At 33.1% G+C, this 20,287-nt stretch carries 15 protein-coding genes and 1 pseudogene; all 16 read right to left on the bottom strand.

Annotated features, from left to right (window positions below):
* Positions 1–59: 59 nt before the first annotated feature.
* Complete coding sequence (locus B5X64_RS11610; RefSeq protein ID WP_079465405.1) at positions 60–674, bottom strand: PH domain-containing protein; 615 nt, start codon at positions 672–674, stop codon at positions 60–62.
* Between the two features lie 154 nt (positions 675–828).
* Positions 829–2,217, bottom strand: coding sequence for a dihydrolipoyl dehydrogenase (lpdA, locus tag B5X64_RS11605; RefSeq protein WP_066676752.1), 1,389 nt, complete (start codon positions 2,215–2,217; stop codon positions 829–831).
* A 217-nt stretch (positions 2,218–2,434) separates the two neighbouring features.
* Positions 2,435–2,698, bottom strand: coding sequence for a hypothetical protein (locus B5X64_RS11600; RefSeq protein ID WP_079465404.1), 264 nt, complete (start codon positions 2,696–2,698; stop codon positions 2,435–2,437).
* A 118-nt stretch (positions 2,699–2,816) separates the two neighbouring features.
* Entirely contained in the window at positions 2,817–4,130 is a 1,314-nt protein-coding gene (locus B5X64_RS11595) for a PQQ-dependent sugar dehydrogenase (RefSeq protein WP_079465403.1), read from the bottom strand.
* Positions 4,131–4,425: 295 nt separating this feature from the next.
* Positions 4,426–7,089 carry a glycoside hydrolase family 3 N-terminal domain-containing protein gene (locus B5X64_RS11590; RefSeq protein WP_079465402.1) on the bottom strand — a complete coding sequence of 888 codons (2,664 nt, stop codon included), beginning with the start codon at positions 7,087–7,089 and terminating at the stop codon, positions 4,426–4,428.
* 238 nt (positions 7,090–7,327) lie between these two features.
* Complete coding sequence (locus tag B5X64_RS11585) at positions 7,328–8,767, bottom strand: alpha-L-fucosidase (protein WP_079465401.1); 1,440 nt, start codon at positions 8,765–8,767, stop codon at positions 7,328–7,330.
* A 103-nt stretch (positions 8,768–8,870) separates the two neighbouring features.
* Positions 8,871–9,608 (bottom strand): annotated as a pseudogene (locus tag B5X64_RS11580) (TIGR01777 family oxidoreductase); the annotation flags it as partial.
* A 30-nt stretch (positions 9,609–9,638) separates the two neighbouring features.
* Positions 9,639–9,764 (bottom strand): hypothetical protein, encoded by a 126-nt coding sequence (locus B5X64_RS23255; RefSeq protein ID WP_338030691.1) that lies wholly within the window; start codon positions 9,762–9,764, stop codon positions 9,639–9,641.
* A gap of 155 nt (positions 9,765–9,919) precedes the next feature.
* Positions 9,920–10,630 carry a YqjF family protein gene (locus tag B5X64_RS11575; RefSeq protein ID WP_079465400.1) on the bottom strand — a complete coding sequence of 237 codons (711 nt, stop codon included), beginning with the start codon at positions 10,628–10,630 and terminating at the stop codon, positions 9,920–9,922.
* 74 nt (positions 10,631–10,704) lie between these two features.
* Positions 10,705–11,169 carry an SRPBCC family protein gene (locus tag B5X64_RS11570; protein WP_079465399.1) on the bottom strand — a complete coding sequence of 155 codons (465 nt, stop codon included), beginning with the start codon at positions 11,167–11,169 and terminating at the stop codon, positions 10,705–10,707.
* Positions 11,170–11,248: 79 nt separating this feature from the next.
* Positions 11,249–12,031, bottom strand: a complete 783-nt coding sequence (locus B5X64_RS11565) for a fatty acid desaturase family protein (protein ID WP_079465398.1) — start codon at positions 12,029–12,031, stop codon at positions 11,249–11,251.
* Positions 12,032–12,041: 10 nt separating this feature from the next.
* A complete protein-coding gene (locus B5X64_RS11560; RefSeq protein ID WP_079465397.1) occupies positions 12,042–12,854 on the bottom strand; it encodes a DCC1-like thiol-disulfide oxidoreductase family protein in 813 nt (270 codons plus the stop codon).
* Between the two features lie 18 nt (positions 12,855–12,872).
* Positions 12,873–13,259 (bottom strand): hypothetical protein, encoded by a 387-nt coding sequence (locus tag B5X64_RS11555; protein ID WP_079465396.1) that lies wholly within the window; start codon positions 13,257–13,259, stop codon positions 12,873–12,875.
* Between the two features lie 149 nt (positions 13,260–13,408).
* The gene (locus B5X64_RS11550) at positions 13,409–13,912 is read right to left on the bottom strand and encodes a GbsR/MarR family transcriptional regulator (protein WP_079465395.1); all 504 of its coding nucleotides are present in this window, start codon (positions 13,910–13,912) and stop codon (positions 13,409–13,411) included.
* 115 nt (positions 13,913–14,027) lie between these two features.
* On the bottom strand, positions 14,028–15,617 hold the full coding sequence (locus tag B5X64_RS11545) for a vWA domain-containing protein (RefSeq protein WP_079465394.1): 1,590 nt from the start codon (positions 15,615–15,617) through the stop codon (positions 14,028–14,030).
* 65 nt (positions 15,618–15,682) lie between these two features.
* Positions 15,683–20,098, bottom strand: a complete 4,416-nt coding sequence (locus B5X64_RS11540; RefSeq protein WP_228418889.1) for a TonB-dependent receptor plug domain-containing protein — start codon at positions 20,096–20,098, stop codon at positions 15,683–15,685.
* Between the last annotated feature and the right edge of the window lie 189 nt (positions 20,099–20,287).

Raw genomic sequence — 20,287 nt, 5'->3', positions numbered from 1 at the left:
TAAAAGAAAAAACCACAGACAAAATCTGTGGTTTTAATATTATAAGCAGAATTGAAATGCTAATTATTAATATACTTTTCAAAAATTCTTGAGAAATCTTTTTGATTATATTTATCGAAACTATTGGTGTTCCAGGCAAAAATATATTCGTTAATCGCTCTTAATTCCTGACTTTTTGAAACATTTTCCTGTTTTCCTGATGCAACACTACCAATCGCTTTCTGTATACTGTCATTTGAAAAATTCAGCAATGAATGATTGTGATGAACTTCCTGCTGAATCGCCAAAAGCGCTTTATATAAGTCTTTCAACTGATCAATCTGACCTTTTGCTACACTAATCATCAAAGGAACATTTCCGATATCAAATGAAATTTCAACATCCAAATCGATTGTTCCGGCAGTTTGAAGAGCTATATTTGAAAAAGGAAACTGATAATATTCGTATCTTCTCAATACTCGTTTTCTATCCAAAGCACTTGCTCCGTCGATATGAATTAATGCTCTGTTTGTAAAGCAGTATTCATCTCTTTTAGATTTAATTAAAAAGAATATTTTTTCATTATCTTCAGATAAAATATAATCATCAGAATCTACCTTATCATAATCCTGAGAAGGAATAATTTTACCGATATCACCCAATCCTAAAGCTTCCGCAGCTAATTTTTTAAACATATAATTTGTACTTTATTAAGCGGATAAAATTAATAAAATATGTGAAATAAAAATGAAAAAAATTATTTAAGAAAAAGAAAAACCACAGACAAAATCTGTGGTTTTAATATTATTAAACTTTGCCAAAGGCCTACACCTCTGTCAAAGCGAAAAATTAAATGTGAATCACTTCACCATAAGCAGCAGCAGCAGCTTCCATAATTGCTTCAGAAACTGTTGGATGCGGGTGAATTGACTTAATAATTTCGTGACCAGTCGTTTCTAATTTTCTAGCAACAACCGCTTCAGCAACCATATCAGTTACACCTTCACCAATCATGTGACAACCTAACCACTCACCGTATTTAGCGTCAAAAATTACCTTGATGAAACCGTCTGTATTTCCGTTTGCAGTAGCTTTTCCACTTGCAGAAAGAGGGAATTTACCAACTTTAAGCTCGTAACCCTTTTCTTTAGCCTGCTTTTCTGTAAGACCAACAGAAGCAACTTCCGGGTGACAGTAAGTACATCCAGGAATATTGCCATAGTCGATTTTCTCAACGTGCATTCCTTTGATTTTCTCAACACAAGTAATCCCTTCAGCAGAAGCAACGTGCGCCAAAGCCTGAGTCGGGATAATATCTCCGATTGCGTAATAACCAGGAACTGAAGTTTCGTACCATTCGTTTACCAAAACTCTACCTTTATCTGTCTGAATTCCCACTTCTTCAAGACCAATGTTCTCGATATTTGCAGCAATTCCAACAGCAGAAAGCAAGATATCAGCTTCAAGAATTACGTTTCCGTTTGCAGTTTTTACAGTAGCTTTCACACCGTTTCCGCTTGTGTCAACACTTTCTACAGAAGCATTTGTCATGATTTCGATTCCTGATTTTTTCAGAGATTTCTCTAAGTGCTTAGAAATATCCTCATCTTCTACAGGAACGATGTTTGGTAAAAATTCTACAACAGTTACTTTCGTTCCCATTGTGTTATAGAAGTCAGCAAACTCTACTCCGATAGCTCCAGAACCTACAACGATCATAGATTTTGGCTGCTCAGGAAGAGATAATGCCTGTCTGTATCCGATTACTTTTTTACCGTCTTGAGGTAAGTTTGGCAACTCTCTAGAACGAGCTCCTGTAGCCAAAATAATGTGAGTTCCTGTGTATTCAGTTACTTTTCCTTCTTTATCTGTAACAGAAACTTTTTTCCCTTTTTGTACTTTTGCAGTTCCTAAAATCACATCGATTTTGTTCTTTTTCATCAAGAACTCAATCCCTTTGCTCATTTTAGAGGCTACACCACGGCTTCTCTGAATAACGTTTGGAAACTCAAAACTTGCTTCCACTTTATTCAAACCATAGTCTTCTGCATGATTAATATAATGAAAAACCTGAGCCGACTTCAACAAAGCTTTGGTTGGAATACATCCCCAGTTAAGGCAGATTCCTCCTAAATTTTCTTTCTCGATAATTGCAGTTTTAAAACCCAATTGTGCCGCTCTGATTGCTGTAACATATCCACCGGGTCCACTTCCGATGACAATAATATCGTAATTCATTAGCTTAAAATTTTTATGCGAATTTAAGGAAAAATATTGGATGTTTTGCGTTTCTGAAAATTCGTGAAGCAATGCATAATGAATATGGTTTTCATTTAATTATAAATAAAAAAGAGAACACAAAAACGTATTCTCTTTTAATAAATTTATTTAATATTAAAAATATCGTAAAATTAAACAGTTGTTCAAATTTTCATTTTAACAATATTTCTTGCATCTATTTAGCAGCTCTCAACAATTTCTTTTCATTCTGATATCGTACATTTAAAGCTTTCAGCTGATCATTCTTCATTTTTTTTGTAGCAAGAGGATGATTCAGAATTAATTTCTTTTCAGCTTTATATCGTTTATCCAACTCGCTTGCTTTACTATTGACTAACTGAGATTTTGATGGGTGTGGTGGTGCAGGCGGACGTTTTTGACCATAAGCACTGAATGATAATCCCACTAATAAAACTGCTGATATTAATAACTTTTTCATGATGTTGAACTTTAATAATTAAATTTTAAAAATTCAATTGGTTATACATTGAATCTTGCATATTTCATACCATAAAATTTCATCTAAATTATTTAAAATGAAAAATTGAGATTCAGCTTTACTTTTTATTGTACGCAACTCTCCAGACAATTCCGCTTACATCATCAGCGACCAACAGTGAGCCGTCGGAAATTTGCAATACACCTACAGGTCTTCCATAAACATCTCCTTTCTCTTCATTAGCAATGAATCCGGTCAAAAATGGTTGATATGACCCCGTTGCTTTTCCATTTTTAAAAGGAACAAATGCAACCTGATACCCAACAAGCGAAGAACGGTTCCAAGAGCCGTGCTGACCGATGAAAGCTCCGTTTTTATATTTTTCCGGAAACTGATTTCCTGTATAAAAAGACAAACCTAAAGACGCCGTGTGAGATCCCAAAGGAACATCAGGAACAATTGTTTTTGCTACGAGATCTGGCTTTTCACCTTTTCTTCTCGGATCTTCATTTTTCCCGAAATAAGCATACGGCCAACCGTAAAATTGATTTTGTTTAACGCTGGTAAGATAATCCGGAACAAGCTCATCTCCTAATTCATCTCTTTCATTCACAACCGTCCAAAGTTCTCCGGTGGATGGATTCCAGCTCATTCCAACAGGATTTCTAAGACCTGCTGCGTAAATCTTTTCACCACTCCCATCAGGATTCACTTCCAGAATATTCGCTCTTCTCACTTCATATTCCATTCCGTTTTCACCGACGTTACTTCCAGAACCAACAGAAATGTAGATTTTCGACTGATCTTTATTCGCAATTAAATTTCGCGTCCAGTGATTATTGTAACCACCTGCAGGAAGATTCACTATTTTCTTTCCGGGTTTTGTAATTTTCATGTCACCTTCTTTATACGGGTAAACCCAAAGTCCATCAGTATTTGCAACATAAAATTTATCTTTAATAATCAACATTCCGTAGGGCTGATTCAGGTTATCAAGAAAAACAGAAGATGATTCCGCAATGCCGTCTTTGTTGGCGTCTCTGTACAGAATAATTCTATTGGCAGATTTTCCTCCGACTTCAGCATCACTTTTTCCACTGATGTCATTTTTTATCTTTTCGGTTTTTGTGCGTTCAGAATTTGAAAGTACCACAAAAACATCACCGTTTGCAGCCTGAATCATATTTCTCGGACTTTTTATATTTTCCGCAAAACGCGTTACCGTAAATCCTTCAGGAGCTGTCGGGGATTTTCCTGCAGGCCATCCGATAACATTGCTGAATTTGTTTTTGGTGCCTTTCTCGTCGGGTGGTGGTAATTTTAAGATATCTGTTTTAGTAACAATTTCATCTGTGTCTGAGGTCGTTTTATTTTTACTTTCTTTACAACTGAAAAAAAGCAGAGCAACGGCAGGTAGAAGATATTTTTTCATAAATTGAATGATGTGGTAGGTTAGAAATATTTTGCTTCAAAAGTTGCAAAAACTGTTCCCTAAAAAGAAAACGATTTTAGATTTCAGCTTCGGTGAATAAATCAGGTAAAATTAAAGCGCAAGGCACGCAAGGTTTTTGAGTTACATTTCGCAGATTTTACGTTCGCCAAGACGTTTCACTCAGCTAAGACTTCTTCTAACATTTGCTGAACGAAGTGCCCTTGCGAACGGAAATATAATGCAAACCATTAAAAATATATTTGCGCTCCTTGCGTTAAAATTAAATGAATAACAATCATTCAACCTCAATATTCTGTTTCAACGGCAGATTTTTTGAAGAATTTCCAACCATAATTCTGTACGTTCCTTTTTCCACGATCCAGTTCATTGCTGAATCTAAAAACTGCAATTCTTTAACAGGAACTTCAATTGAAATCTGTTTAGATTCTCCAGCTTTTAAAAATACTTTTTTAAATCCTTTCAATTCAATAATCGGTCTTGAAACTGAAGCCAGCAAATCTTTTACATATAACTGAACAACTTCACTTCCTGCTTTTGAACCTGTATTTTTCACGTTAACTTTAGCTACAATCATTTCATTTTCAGAATATTTTGTTTGATTTAATTCTAAATCAGAAATCTCAAAAGTCGTGTAACTAAATCCAAAACCAAACGGATACAATGGCTCACCGCTCAAATCGTGATAATCATTTCCTCTTCCTGTCGGATGATGATTATACGTTAAGGGTAATTGCCCTTCTTCAATCGGAAACGTAATTGGTAATTTCCCCGAAGGATTTTCCGCTCCGAAAAGAACTTCTGCAACCGCATTTCCGCCTTCTTCTCCCGGATACCAAACATCTAAAATTGCTCCGACTTTATCTTTCCAATCAGTCGTTTTTATCGCAGAACCACCAACCAAAACAACTGTTGTTGGTTTATTTAATTTTGAAACTTCGTGAATAAATTGTTCCTGATTTCCAGGTAAGCTTAATGAAGAACGATCCTGAAATTCACCTTCATGAATTCCTGCTGTAACAATAATGTAATCTGCATTCTGAGCCAGTTTTAAAGCATCATTAAACTCTTTTTGGTAATCGTTCAAACCATAATTCCAAATCAGTTCTATATTTGCTTCTCCCCTATTTTCATGAAACTCAATAACAATATCAGATTTTTGACCTTTACTAAAATCAAGCTCAACCGTTTTGGTTGAATAACTCAGCTTTTTCCAATTGTCGATCAGTAATTTTCCGTTTAAATACAATCTGAAACCATCATTTCCTCTTAAACCTAATTGATATTTCCCAGAATGCGGAGCTTCCAGTTTTCCTGTCCAACGAACGCTGTAATTGTCGGGTTGTAATTTTTCAGGGTTTGGAGAATACAAAGTCCATTTGAAATTTAATTGTTCGTCCTGTTTTTCAAAAGCTGGATTTCCTTTTAAATCTGAATTGGAAAAATAATTTCCTTTTAATCCTTTTTTATTTTCGAAAGATAAAAACTCAGTGGGTACGGTCGTAAAATTCTTTAAATTCCAGTCGATTCCTTTTGAATAATTGACTTCAATATTTTTATTTTTTGTGAAATTTTTAATTCCATCTAAAATATTTACCTTCTTATTTCCCGGCCCGGAATAACCTCCCAATCTTGCATCAACAGCATCGGTTCCGACAACCAAAATCTTCTTTACATTTTCAGAAATTGGAAGTGTCTGATTATTGTTTTGAAGCAGCACAAAAGATTCAACAGCTACTTTTTCCGCTAAAGGTTTATGATTGATATTCTTTAATTCTTCAATATTCTTAGTTGATACGTAAGGATTTTCAAACAAACCCAATTCAAATTTTGCTCTCAAGACTCTCGAAACTGCATCATCAATTCTTTCCTTAGAAATTCTTCCATCCAAAAATGGTGGAATAAACAATTTATAATGCTGATATTCTGTTTGGAAAATTACGTCAAGACCTGTATTGATCGCCTGTGCAGAAGCGTCATCATAATCTTTTGCTGTAAAATGCAGAACATTTGCTCCACCAACCGCACTTGCATCACTGATGATAAAACCTTTGAAATTCCATTCTTTTTTTAATTTTTCGGTCAATAACCAATGATTTGCCGTAGAAGGTCTTCCATCCAGCAAATTATAAGAGGTCATCACTGAACGGCTTTTTCCCTGATTAAAGGCTTTTTGAAAAGGAATTAAATGCGTTTCCTCTAAATATCTTTTGCTCCAATGAATTGGATACGAGTCTCTTCCGCCTTCACCAACATTTGCTAAAAAATGTTTTGGAGTGGTAATAATCCCCATATTTTCAAAAGAACTGACAAAATTAACACCCATCACGGAAGTCAAAAACGGATCTTCACCATACGTTTCCTCGGTTCTTCCCCATCGAACATCACTCGCTAAATTTACAACCGGAGTTAAAATCTGACGAATCCCTCTCAACTTCGATTCTTTTGCAATCGCTGTCGAAACTTCTTTCATCAATTCAGGATTGAAGGTCGCCGACAAACCGATCGCTTGAGGAAAAGCGGTTGCACCTTCACGCATCAATCCATGCAAAGCCTCATCAAAAGGAATAATCGGAATTCCCAATCGTGATTCTTCGACAAAATATTTTTGAATGGCATTTATTTTTTTTGCTAATCTTTCCGCATCTTCATTGGCATTGTATTTCAACAATTGTCCGGCAACTCCTCCACCTTGATTTCCTGCACTCATCTGCAATCCGAAAATTCCGTGGACATATTGACCTTTCGGAACATTATCCAAATCTCCGGGAATCATAAAGCATTGCCAGAATTTTTCTTCTGGAGTCATGCGTTTCAGCAAATCCTGAACTCGAGCTTCAATGGGCTGTTTTGAGTCTTTGTATAAAGGTTTTTGAGCGGTAATAAATGTCGTGCTCAATAATGAAATTGCTATAATTTTAAAACGAAATTTAAAGCGCATAAATAATTTGATTTAATTATTGTTCTTTTGTCTTGAAACAAAAGAACCAAAAGTTCAAGACTTGGAACTCTCCGCTAAAAATAAAATCTGTTCTCTAAAAATTCTAAAACTCGCACGAATCAAATAGTTCTTCAGTTCAATATTTGTGACGTGCTCAAACAGTAGAATTTTCTTAACGTTCACAGACTTTATTTTCTTAACGCTCCGATTTCCTAGGTCATTTTAATTACAAATTCAACTATTGTGTTATTTGAATTACGGTTGAATATTTTAATTGAGTTCTTTCTTTTGGTAAGACGAGTTCAATTGAGTTGCCTGTTTTTTTCCACTGAATTTTATTTTTTAAACCTAAAATCCTCACTGATTTTGGTTTAAAATCTTCAGGAATTACAAAGCTTACTATTGATGGAGACTGATAATCTACTTTTTCATCCAAGTGGAAAACATTCACAGTTTTGCCGTCTTTACTTTGAGTATAATAAAAATTTCCTTCATGATAAGGAGCTGCGCTTCTTGTTGCAAAAACTGCAGATTGATTGTCATTCATCCATGCTGAAATCTCTTTTAATCTTTCATAAACAATCGCATCATAATCTCCGTTTGGTCCGGGAGCAATATTCATCAGGTAATTCCCGCCTCTTGAAATTATTTTAACTAATGTTTCAATGATTTTCTGAGATGATTTGTAATTGTCATTCGGAACATAAGAAAACGAATCACCCATCGTAATGCAGCTCTCCCAAGGAATTGTAAGAGGTTTTTCGGGAACGGCCTGTTCGGGTGTTACATAATTCTCCCATTTCCCGGGAACAGTACGGTCTACAACGATAATTCCGGGTTGATTTTTGCGAGCCATCGTCCCTATTTTATCCATATCAATGTCTTGTTCGACCTTAATTGTTCTTTGCCATTCAACACTTTGGTCAATCGTATGAAACGGGCGCACCCAACCTCCGTCTAACCAAAGAATATCGACTTTACCGTAGTTTGAAGTGATTTCGTTGAGTTGATTAAAGGTGAAATTTTTGAAACTGTTCCATCTTTCAGGATATTTTTTAGGGTCATAATTTACATTTCTGTCTTTCGGAGGAAAATAAGACCACCAGTAATCATCAGAATGCCAATCGGGTTTTGAGAAATAGGCTCCTATTTTGAAACCATCTTTTCGGAAGGTATTGAAAATTTCTTTCGTCACATCCGCTTTCGGGTTTTTGGAAAAAGGAGTTTTTGAAGAAGTAATTTTATAATCAGACTGTTGGGTATCGAACATTGCAAAACCGTCGTGATGTTTTGTTGTGAAAACTACATATTTCATTCCTGCTTTCTTCGCTGCATCTGCCCATTTTTGAGGATTGAATTGAGTAGGATTGAAAGTTTTCTGTAGATTTTCATAATTTTCTACATATTCGTTGTAAGACTTTCCGTGTTCGGGTTTACGCTGCGTCCATGATTCGTCTTCCGGACAAAGGCTCCAGCTTTCGACAATTCCCCATTGGCTGTACGTTCCCCAATGCATAAACAAACCAAATTTTAAATCCTGCCAATTTTCAAGATTTTGAATTACAAGCGGATCAGTAGGTTTTTGATAACCTTCAGAAACGTTGTGAGCTTGCGAAAAAAAAGTTGATGATATAAATAATGATGAGAAAAATAAGGTTTTAGTTTTTTTTCTTAACATAAAGTTAGTTTTTCGCTAATTTAATCATCATTTCTTTAACAACAATAGGTACAAAACATTTTACTTAACATATTAGTCTCATTAGATTGTGTGTTTTTTGTAGCTAAACTAAATTTTTAAATGCAGTTTCAATATCTGGATACGAAAATTTAAAACCATTTATAATTAATTTTTCAGGATAAACATTTCTACTTTTTAGTAATAATTCTGTTTCTGTTTTTAAAAATACAGAAGCAATTTCCAATTGCCAAACTGCAGCGTTTAAGCCAAACAGAATTTTCATTTCTTTTCTTAATTTTCGCATAAATTCTTCATTGTTCAAAGGATTTGGAGCAGTTACGTTAATTTTCCCAGAAATATCTTCATTCTCAATAATCCATTCAACTGCTCTGCAAAAATCATCAATATGAATCCAGCTGACATTTTGGTTTCCTCTCCCCTGTTTTCCGCCTAAGCCTAGTTTGGTGATCATTTTCAGTTTGGTAAAAGCTCCACCGTTATTTCCTAAAACTATCGATGTTCTTAACGCAACTTTTCTGGTGTCTGGATTTTCAGTTTTAAAAAATTCCTTTTCCCAGCTTTTACAAATATTCATCGAAAAATCGTCACCGATAATTCCGTTTCCCTCTGTGTTTAAATGCTTTTCGGAATGAACATAGATTGTGGCTGAACTTGCATTTAACCAAATCTTAGGTTTGTTGATACAATTATCAACCGCTTGTTGAAGAACTTTTGTACTATTAATTCTTGAGTCGTAAATTTCTCGTTTGTTTATGTCTGTGTATCGGCAATCGACAGATTTTCCTGCGAGATTAATCAAGACATCAGAGGCTTCAAGGAGATTTTTCCATTCTCCTAAGGTTTTTGCATCCTATCCGATTTCGTTTTTACGTTTCGGATTTCTCGTTAAGATATACACTTGATTTCCTTTTTCGATAAAATATTTTTCGAGATTTTTTCCCAGGAAACCGGTTCCGGCAGCGATGATTATTTTCATTGGATTTTATTTTAGTTGTTGGTTGCTTGTTGATGGTTGGTTTTGTGTGAGATGCTTCGACTTCGCTCAGCATGACATTGCGAATACTAATCGCTAAAATTTCTTTACAAATAACAGGTTTGATTCAAAAACTTTTTTCTTTATACTTGTGATTTTTACTTTTGTACCAAATATTTCTTCGTTCTCACTTCGATTTCAGAGCCTTCTGCAAGCATTACAGAGATTGGTTTCTCATGATTTAAACATTCAAAATCTTTTCCGTAAACTTGTTTAAAATCAATTTCAAGCTGATGATTTTTCACCATATACCACTCCCATTTCGGATGGCAGACTTCATACTCTGAAGTTGTATTACCCTTTTTCGTAAAACCCCAATAATGTTCTGTGATAAACTCAAATTCAGAATCATCTTCCATCGTTTGTGATTTACTTTCGGCTGTAATCTGCATAGAATACCAATCTTTATCTTTCCAAGAATAGGTCACAATCAAATCATTGTCTGTATATTCCATCTTGTTTTTCATTTTCAAAGTCTTATAATTCTCTTTATACACCGAATTGGCAACCATACTCAATGCATATTTAGGAACAATTTCTTTGATGAAAACAACTCCTCTTTTCCATTGACTTCCTTCTTTTTTCTTAACATAAAATCTTAAGTTCACTTCTTCGAAATTTCGATAAAAAGGAATTGAAAGTCCCAATAATTTGGTATTCAAAAACATGAATCCAACCAAACTGACATAGCATTTTCCTTTATAAAAATCTAGTTCAGTCCCTTTTGGAAGATACTTTAATAATATTTCGGGATTAATTTCGTAATTGATGATGGCTAATTTTCGCCATTCTGCTTTTAGAAATTTCATGATTTTTGGTTGTTGTTTGTTAATAGTCTCTGCATTTAATATGCTTCGACAAGCTCAGCATGACAGTTCTAATACTAATTGTTTATTTTATTATTTTCTGTTATGCTTTTAATCATCTTGTTTCTTTCTAATAAAAATTTTTTCATGTAATTTTTCAGAAAAAAATAATTGAACAATTGACCGATAATTCCAAAGGGTGATTCAAACTCCAAAATATCTGTCATGATTGTGTTTTGACCTTCTTTTTTAAATAGATGTTGATGTCTAAATGATTTAAATCTTCCTTTTAACATGACATCAGTAAACCGATAGGGCTTTTCCATCTCTATAATTTTTGATTGATGGGTTTGATAAAATCCGAGATGTTTTGCTCTCCAAGTAACGGTTTCGTTCAATTCAATTAAACCTGAAATCCTTCCTGCGATTGCTTTTTCATTGGTTTTTGAAGTTGATTTTTGGTGCAAATCAATGTCTCTAGCCAAATCGAAAACTTTGCGAATATCAGCTTGAATGGTTGTGTTTAGAATTATTTTAGACATATTTTGGTGGTTGATAGTTTATAGGATTTCATCATATCCTTTGGTAAGCCGTCACTTTGGGACTCTATTTTTAGAACTTTTAAAATGTTTGCTTCTTATTTAATTCCGGTAAAACTTTATCGATTCTTTCTGCCAATTCTGGTAATTTTATGGTAGGAACTGCGGGAAAAAGATGGTGTTCCATATGATAAAACATACTGAACGTTAATTTATTTTTCCAAAATCCACGTTGGGTTCTTGCGATGTTTGGGTTTTCATGAGTGTCGTGATGAACGGTCCAAACTGCAAAAAACGCCATTAAAAATTCACCAAAAAACATGATTAAAATGTGATATATTAAAAAATCAAACTGAAAATAAAAAGCAATAAAAACAAAAACAGCAATTGAAATGAGTTCTAAAAACATATTCTTTTTGTAATTTTTATTGGCTAATTTAAAAGTCATCCAATGAATAAGAAACAAGTGTTTCGGTCCGTATAAAATAGCTTCATACCATTTCATTGAAGCCGATTTCCCTTCATAATCTTCTTCTGAAAGACAGAATTTATGATGTCTGATGTGATTAAATTTCACAGCATGAATAGATGCCATCATCGAAATACTGTTGAGATACATCGAAAGCCAAGTGAGAAATTTGCCAGTTCCTAAAGAGTTGTGAAAACCGTTGTGAACTTGTCTTAAGGCAGTCAAAAAATAGAATCCAGAGAACGGAAGCGCCGCCCAGTAATATCCTTTGTAAGCCAAAAACAGAGAAATAAAAAGCCATGGCAAAGAGATATTATTTTCTATCAACATTTCTTTAACGGAAAGCTTTTTAAGGTCTTTCCATTCTACTTTTTTGGTGAGTTCAAGATGATTCATTTTGTGTTTTTTAGAAATTTAACCAAATAATTATTGCTAAAGCCGTCAATCTGAAAATAATCCAAGATATTGTAGGAAGAAGATTTAATTTTAAAATTCTACATCTTCTCAAATGCTCCAAAAACATGATGAAAACAACAACTCCAAAATAAATCAGATTAAAAACAGGACTTAAATTGGTGAATAAAACAGGAACTAAAAGCAAGGTTCCGATTAGAGAAACCGTCATCATATTTCCGAGATAATCCCAAATTTTCTCTTTTAAATACATTCTTAAAAATAAAGTTTGCCAAGCAATCTGACCTAAGCAAATCATTAATTCCCTGGCGAAATTCTGATTTAAATTTAAACCTAATTTAGAGCTAAAAATACTTAAAACCAATCCCGAAAAAAGAACAACAAAACCTATATAAGTCAATCTATATTTCAAATTAAAATCTGGAACGCAAGAACTGTTTTCATCATCATTTTTTGATGGAATAATCTGTTTTCTGTTGTAAGAAACGAAAGAATACAGCTTTTTGAAAAACCAATACAAAGGTTGTATTCTCGCCATTTTCTCTAACGTGGGAAACGAATTTCCGATAATCAGAAGCAAACTATCTAAACCGTAAATTACTTTATTTTTGTTGTGATCAACTAAAGCAATTTCATTTTTTGCCCGGTTGAAATCGATGAGGTTTTTATTCTTAAAACTCAGTTCGGTAAAGGCTTCTCTTCCACTTTCATCCAACATTCCAGATTTTATAAAACCTTTCGAATAGATGTTACACATCGGACATTCGTTGTCGTAGATCAGGGTGTGATTTTGCAGAGTTTTCATTTTTATAATTTTAAATCATTAAGAATTTTGCACTAATCCATGATAGTCTTTATAAACAATAATTAAGTAACAGATTGCTAAAATTGGAGTAAGAGGAATTCCAAACATTAAAATAAATCCTATAAAATTTGTCACCCAATCTATATCGTCAAAGATCATTATAAGCAGCAGTGAGATAAGAATTGTAAGACTTATAAATGAATAAATTTTAAATTCTGTGCTTTTAGAATAATCTTTTGAAAACATTTTAATCAGAAAACTTACCGTGTGGAAAGTTGCCACCACAAAATATCCTAACCAACTATAACCTTTTTCAAAAACCGCAATATCTGTAATCAAAAGTATGATAAAGCTCAAAGCAACAAACATTTGGGTATAATAATCATATTTAATAAAAGTTTTCATAGCAATACATTTTAAAAGTTGAGTCTTTTCGTTTTTCCTCCGAAATAAAAAATCAGAACTAGATGAATGATTATATTTTTCATAATTATAATATTTTCAATAATTTTTGAAAGTTAATTTGAAATAAAAAAAGGATTTTAAAGTCCTTTCTATTTTAATAAATTGGTAATCTTTCCAACCAACCAATGATCGTCGCTTTTTATCGCGAGATCCATTATATTATTTATTTTACTTGTTACATTGCTAAAATCATCCATCAATTTGATAAATTCTTTGGCTTCATCAGAATCGTTGTCATCGATGTTCTTTAGTTCATCTAAAAAAGCTACAACAGGCTCTATTTCTCTTTTCCTACGCTCTTTTGTAATTTGTTTAAATAAAAACCAGACATCTTTTTCGGCGATAAAATACTCTTTACGATCACCTTTAATAAACTCTTTCTTTACGATGCCCCAATCCATCAATGCACGAAGATTCATATTGGCATTTCCTCTTGAAATTTCGAGCTGCTCCATTACTTCATCCGTTGAAAGCGGTTTTCCAGTTGCCAAAAGTAAAGCATGCACCTGTGCCATTGTACGATTGATTCCCCAATTGGTTGCAAAGGTTCCCCAAGTTTGAATGTATTTTTCTTTAGCTTCTGAAAGTTGCATTTCTTTGTTATTTCTAATTTCTATTACAAATATAATAATAGTTTTTGAATTTTCAATAATTTTTGAAAGTTTTATTTAAATAAAAACAGACATCATAAAAATGTCTGTTTTAAACTTATTTTTGCGTCGCTTTATAACTCTGAAGAAGTTTAATAAATTCGGAACGATAACCGTCTGAATCTCTATTTTTACCTTCTTTTGCCAAATTTTCAACTGCAGATAAATTTTTATTTTTAATCAGTTTTGAATCTCTTAATACCAACCCGAACCATGCTACAGACGTAGCAAATTTAAAATCTGGACTTGCCGATTCTATTCCTGAATTTGAATTTTTTATTTCCTTAATAAATTCTATACTTTTATCTCCATCCGGTTTTTTATACCTAAATTTCACGGTAGCCAACTCATCTCCAAAACCTTTTGAGGCATTATTCGACGAATATTTCAGTTGAGTTTCTTTTGGTAAAAACTCTGAACGAGTATCTGTAGGAATGATTTCATACAAAGCAGTTACCGTGTGACCACTTCCTAATTCTCCTGCATCTACTCTATCATCGGTAAAATCTTCATTTCTGAGTTTTCTGTTTTCGTAACCAATTAGGCGGTAAGATTGTACATATTTTGGATTAAACTCAATCTGAACTTTCACATCTTTTGCAATCGTATAAATGTTTCCAGCAAATTCTTTTCCTAAAAACTTATTAGCTTCCTGTAGATTATCGATGTAGGCATAATTTCCATTTCCTTTGTCTGCTAAGGTTTCCATTTTATCATCCTTATAATTGCCCATTCCGTACCCTAAACATGTCAGGAAAATTCCTGTTTTCCTTTTTTCTTCAATTAAAGTTTCAAGATTTGCCACGGAAGATGTTCCGACATTAAAATCACCGTCTGTTGCCAAAACCACTCTGTTGTTTCCTCCTTTAATGAAATTTTCTTTTGCCAGTTTATAGGCTAATTCAATACCCTCTCCACCCGCTGTACTTCCACCCGCAGTAAGTTGATCAAAAGCTTCAAGAATTTTATTTTTTTCAGAAGCAGAAGTTGAAGGTAAAATTACGCCTGCACTTCCTGCGTATACTACAATTCCGACTTTATCCTGAGCTTTAAGTTGATTGAGGAGAACTTTCAAAGATTCTTTCAACAAAGGTAATTTGTTATCTTCATCCATTGAGCCTGAAGTATCAATCAGGAAAACAATATTAGAAGGAGGCAAATTATTCATCGAAATACTTTTACCCTGAAGTCCTATTTTTAATAATTTATGTTTAGGATTCCATGGTGAATCACTGTATTCTGTATTAATTGAAAACGGGTGATTATTCTGAGGCTGCGGATAGTCATATTTAAAATAATTCACCATTTCTTCAATTCTCACTGCGTTTTTATCTACAGTTTGTCCTTCATTAATCATTCTTCTGATGTTGGAATAAGAAGCATTGTCCACATCAATAGAGAATGTAGAAACGGGCTGATTTTTTGTAAGCTCAAAAGGATTTTCTATTAGAGAAGCATATTCTTCATTATCTACATTTGTTTGTGTTTCATTTTTAATTTCTTCAATTGGTTCATGTATATTTTCATACTTAGCCATTGGCTCTTCTAAAATAGCATCAAGCGAGGACGCATAAACTTCTTCCTCCTTTTTCTTTTGACAACTTGCCAATATTGCTATTGTTACGATTATTATACTAACTTTTTTCATATTATGTGATTTTTTTATTTTACAATTAAGTTATTTTAATACAAAAATTTATAATCTAAATTTTATTAAGGTTCAATTCTAGCCTTAATTCCTTCATTCCAAGACTTAGACTCTGGCATATAGTAAAGATAAACATTACTTGCTTTTCCGGTATATTCACCTGCAAATTCTACTTTTAAATCTAGATTAATTATTTTTGTTTCATTAGCATCAAAGTGCTCCCAATACAACACCAAATAGTTATCGAAAATTTCATAGTAAGAAATCTGTTTCTTATCAATTAAATCTATCAACAGAGCATTTTGTAAAGTCAATCCTGCAGGAATTCCGATTTTTGCAGTGGTCATCGGTAGTTGTCCGTTGATTTTATTTTTCACCGTCACCGTCATTCTGTTGGTTTCTCCTACTTTTGATGTTTCAGATTTCAGTTTTGTTTCTAAAGTCACAGGAATATTTTTACTTTTTGGAGCTTCCAAAGTGTAGTATTGGTAATCTAATTTGTAAGGCAAACCTTTATCACATAAATATTCAACACTCAAATCGTTTTCACCTTTTTTGAAAGCTGAAGAAAAAATAATATTCGGCGATACTTTAGCATTATTGATTTTAATTTCCGGTTTATCAATTCCAAATAACTTTTCATTTTTAGCAAAGAAATCTGATAATGCTTCTAAAGCGACTGTTGTGGCCTGCGTGGAACCAAATCCGTAATATCCGTTATAATTAATCAATTCATCTGCAACTTCAGCAATTTTTAGTTGGTTTGCATTTTCATTTTTCTGCAAAGCCATCATATAAAGTGATAAGGTTTCTGCATTGGCTGAAATTCCTTGTGAACCTGTAAATGTGGTTTTAGTTTTTACATCTTTATTTTTGTACTGTTCGTTTAAAATAGAAAGTAACTGATTGTAATCTTCCTTTTTTCCAAGATTTGAAGCTACATTTGTCAATAAAGCTAACTGATAAGAATCTTTAGTAGCCAAAGCTCTTTTTAAGCTAATTTCAAAGGTATTTTGCAATTCACTTTTAAATCCTATTTTTGACAAGGCATACAAAACATACATATTTCTTGACCACGAATACTCCGAATATTCAGCTTTCGATTCATAATTTCTGCGAACTTCAAAAAGACCATTAGCACCTTTTTTCGATAGAATAAACGCGCTCAGACTTTGGATTAATTTTGTATCAACAGCCACATATTTTTTTAAATCCCTAAATTCCATCAAGGCAAAAGCTGAAAGCGCGACATCAGATTCGTTGCCACCAAAATAAGAGAATCCGCCATCACTGTTTTTGTAGGACAGCATTTTCTGATACCCCTTTTTCATATTTCTGATACTCTCTGACTCTGTATATGCATTAATTTTCTTTGTTGATTTTAAATAATCCAAAATAAAAATATTCGGATAAACCGTCGAAGATAGCTGTTCAAAACATCCATAAGGTTCTCTTTTTAGCCTTTCCATATCTTCAAACATTTGCGAGGCAGAGCTTTCGTAAACATAATATGATGCCTCCAAGGTTGTATTGATATAATCAGGAATATTAATTTTAGTATTTTCAGATTTATTATTTATAATTGAAAAATGATAAGGAAAACCTTTTTCTTCAACTTTTAAAGGTAAAATCATCGTTTCTCTGAAATCTCCAGACTTTACAGTAAATTGAATATTAGAACTAATCAATTTATCCGTCTGCATTTTCACAAATAATCTTCCGGATTCTAAAGGTTTCAATGTTATTAAACTATCTGCTTTCATCAGCTTAATGTGATTCGGAACAATGACATTCATTGTTAATGTTTTCGTTTCCGAGGAATTATTTTTAATGACCACAGGAATCGTCATTTGATCAGTCCGTGTCAAATATTGCGGAATTTTTGCATCGATTGAAATTAAGCTTTGAGCAGCATAGGTCGTTTCATCTCTGCCAATTAAGCCCGATGCAGAAATACCTTCCGTCATTATTCTAAATGCAGAATTGGCATCAGACTGATAAAATTCAATTTGAGCTTTACCCTTTTTATCGGTTTCTACAACAGGGTTCCAATATAATGTTTCTCGATAATCATGCCTGTAAGACGTATTGGTTGATTCATAAACCGGGTACGAAAATTTACGGTAACTATTGTAGTTATATTCATTATTATAATTAACTAAACTATCTCTTGGAATACTTTTTACAGCAAAATAAGTTGTAGGAGTAATATCAAATTTTATGTTTGAATTTTTTCCATTTTTTGAATTAATAATGATAACGCCATTTGCACCTCTATTCCCATATATAGATGTTGCAGCAGCATCTTTTAGAATTGAAACACTGTTGATGTCATTTGAATTTAAATTTCTGAATTGCGTTGAATTAGAAATCATTCCATCAATAACATATAAAGGTTCTGAATGGGAAGTAATAGATCCTACCCCTCTAATCATCACATCTACCTTACCAGATCCCGGTGAACCGGAAGTTGAATTTATAGACAATCCTGGTGCCTGACCTTGTAGAGATTGTAAAAAAGATGCATTCGGTCTGTTTTCAAACATTTTTGATTCTACGGTCGTAATAGAATTTGTTGATAAAGATTTCGCTAACAATTTATTGTAGCCTACAACAACAACTTCTTCTATAGATTGTTCTTTACTAATAGTATCTGATGTAGATCTCACTGAAGGTAAAGTTTTTACTCTCCCTTCAATTCCTTGCGAAATTGAATTCTTTTTTTCTTTTATTTCTGCTTCTTTTATAATTTCCTCAACATTAATGTTTTCTAACGATTGCTTTACCAAAGGATTTATATTAAGTTTATAAGAAAGCATTCTGATTTTTACTTTCTGTTTTGAATCTAAAGATTTTGCAATGACATCATGTTGATACTCTCCAGCTAAATCAGAAAAATAGAATAAGCCATTTTCTGAAGTCATCTGTTTTTTAATCTTGGAATTTCCTTCAATTAAATAAATCTCTGCTTTTACAGGTTTTTTATTTTCATCTTCAACGATTCCGTAGATTGGGTTTTTCTTTTCCGGAAGGTATTTGTAGTTTCCACTTTTTACAACATCGGAAATCATCTCAAAATAGCGGTAACCATTGGTCAACATCACTAAGTCTAAGCTTTTTGTCGCTTTTTCTTCTTTTTTGTCGAAATAGAATTGAGGTCTTTCAATTTTTCCCCTTAATTCAGAATCCATTAACAGCCAAGAAAGAATGTGATTTTGCTTGTCATCGGCATACGTCCATAATTTATCGTCAACTACGCTCATGGCAAGATTTGCGGGAATGGCTTGATTGTTTTCGTCAGTTGTTACTACATTAACGATTACCTTTTCTCTTGGTAAATAATTTTTCTTTGTCGGTGTTATTTTCACCTTCATCTGTTTATTTTCATTTGAAAACATAATTCTTTCCGCTAAAGGAATATTATTTTCAATCACTGTAAATCTGCAAATTCCGATGGGAAGTTCTTTTTCTAAAATTTCAAGCTCATTTAAACCTTTTTTCAAGTTCATTGCTTTCGAAAAAATCTCTTTTCCTCGGAAATTTCCTTTAATCAAAACATTTCTATCAAAAGTAGAATTGATTATTAATCTGATGTTTTGATTCTCTTTTTTAGCATTAAAAACAATTCCGTCATCTTTTGTGATCGGAAGTGGGTATATTTTACTGATATTTTCTGGTTTAAGAACTTTTGCATAATATGTTTCACCTTTTTTAGGTGTAAAAAGAAAGCTTCCCATTCCGAAATTATAGGCTGAAGTTTCCGTCAATTTCTGATGATTCTGATTATAAATTTCTAACACTGCATCAACAGGTTTTTCAAATTCATCTAAAACTTTAAAAGCAATATTTTGTTCGATTCCGTTGATGAAAGCTCCACCTTCAGGCATAAACTTTACATCCAGATTATTAAGAACAATTGGGATATTTCTAGAAATAGATTCTGTAAAGCCGTCAAAATTGACTTTAATATTTAAAAGAGCATCCGAAGATGTCAAGACTTCAGGAAGTTTAAATTTTAATAAATATTTTCCTTCTTTATCAGTAATCAATGAACCTTCATTTATTTTTTCTCCCTGATGCATCACCGTAAAATAAGCTTCATAAAAAGGAATCGGAAGATTGCTTAAACTTCTCATTGAAAAATCGGCCAAAACCTCATCTCCTGCTCCGTAACCTTTTTTAGGGAAATCGAGTTTCATTAAAATTCTTGGAGAAACAATTTTCTGAAGAGTAATTTCTTTTTCAAACACATTTTTCCCGTTTTCATTTTGCATCCAGGCTGTAAAAGCTCTGATCTTGTAGATCCCACCCCTCATCTCTTCACCAAAATAAAAAGATCCTTCTGCGTGGCCTTTTTTAATTTCAAATTTGTCTTTTTTAACCACAGCTCCGCTTGGATCAACAAGTTCAAAATTTACGATTCTGCTTTGGTCGGCTGGAAGATTATTTTCTGCCTGAATAACATAAATTTTAAAAAACATAATCTCTCCAGGTTTATAAAAAACATGGTTGGTCTGTATGTAAGTTTTCTCTTTTTTGAAATCGTTGAATGAATTCTGTGCTTTACAAAATGGATTTGAAAACAAAATAAAAAAAGGAATTATATAGAATAAAAAATTGAATTTCATAAGTTCATTTATTGTGTTGAATCGTCTTTTGAATCTCTGATT

It is taken from the genome of Chryseobacterium balustinum, from assembly GCF_900168205.1.
Classification (GTDB): domain Bacteria; phylum Bacteroidota; class Bacteroidia; order Flavobacteriales; family Weeksellaceae; genus Chryseobacterium; species Chryseobacterium balustinum.
Note: the sequence above shows the minus strand (reverse complement) of the source record. Positions and strands in the feature narration are given on the sequence as shown.

What these genes read in the sequence shown, in the direction of transcription:
- B5X64_RS11575 (WP_079465400.1), bottom strand. Translation starts at nt 10,630, where the DNA reads ATGAAATTTCTAAAAGCAGAATGGCGAAAATTAGCCATCATCAATTAC.
- B5X64_RS11570 (WP_079465399.1), bottom strand. Translation starts at nt 11,169, where the DNA reads ATGTCTAAAATAATTCTAAACACAACCATTCAAGCTGATATTCGCAAA.
- lpdA (WP_066676752.1), bottom strand. Translation starts at nt 2,217, where the DNA reads ATGAATTACGATATTATTGTCATCGGAAGTGGACCCGGTGGATATGTT.
- B5X64_RS11540 (WP_228418889.1), bottom strand. Translation starts at nt 20,098, where the DNA reads ATGTTTTTTAAAATTTATGTTATTCAGGCAGAAAATAATCTTCCAGCC.
- B5X64_RS11555 (WP_079465396.1), bottom strand. Translation starts at nt 13,259, where the DNA reads ATGAAAACTTTTATTAAATATGATTATTATACCCAAATGTTTGTTGCT.
- B5X64_RS23255 (WP_338030691.1), bottom strand. Translation starts at nt 9,764, where the DNA reads ATGAAAATAATCATCGCTGCCGGAACCGGTTTCCTGGGAAAAAATCTC.
- B5X64_RS11545 (WP_079465394.1), bottom strand. Translation starts at nt 15,617, where the DNA reads ATGAAAAAAGTTAGTATAATAATCGTAACAATAGCAATATTGGCAAGT.
- B5X64_RS11610 (WP_079465405.1), bottom strand. Translation starts at nt 674, where the DNA reads ATGTTTAAAAAATTAGCTGCGGAAGCTTTAGGATTGGGTGATATCGGT.
- B5X64_RS11560 (WP_079465397.1), bottom strand. Translation starts at nt 12,854, where the DNA reads ATGAAAACTCTGCAAAATCACACCCTGATCTACGACAACGAATGTCCG.
- B5X64_RS11600 (WP_079465404.1), bottom strand. Translation starts at nt 2,698, where the DNA reads ATGAAAAAGTTATTAATATCAGCAGTTTTATTAGTGGGATTATCATTC.
- B5X64_RS11550 (WP_079465395.1), bottom strand. Translation starts at nt 13,912, where the DNA reads ATGCAACTTTCAGAAGCTAAAGAAAAATACATTCAAACTTGGGGAACC.
- B5X64_RS11595 (WP_079465403.1), bottom strand. Translation starts at nt 4,130, where the DNA reads ATGAAAAAATATCTTCTACCTGCCGTTGCTCTGCTTTTTTTCAGTTGT.
- B5X64_RS11565 (WP_079465398.1), bottom strand. Translation starts at nt 12,031, where the DNA reads ATGAATCATCTTGAACTCACCAAAAAAGTAGAATGGAAAGACCTTAAA.
- B5X64_RS11590 (WP_079465402.1), bottom strand. Translation starts at nt 7,089, where the DNA reads ATGCGCTTTAAATTTCGTTTTAAAATTATAGCAATTTCATTATTGAGC.
- B5X64_RS11585 (WP_079465401.1), bottom strand. Translation starts at nt 8,767, where the DNA reads ATGTTAAGAAAAAAAACTAAAACCTTATTTTTCTCATCATTATTTATA.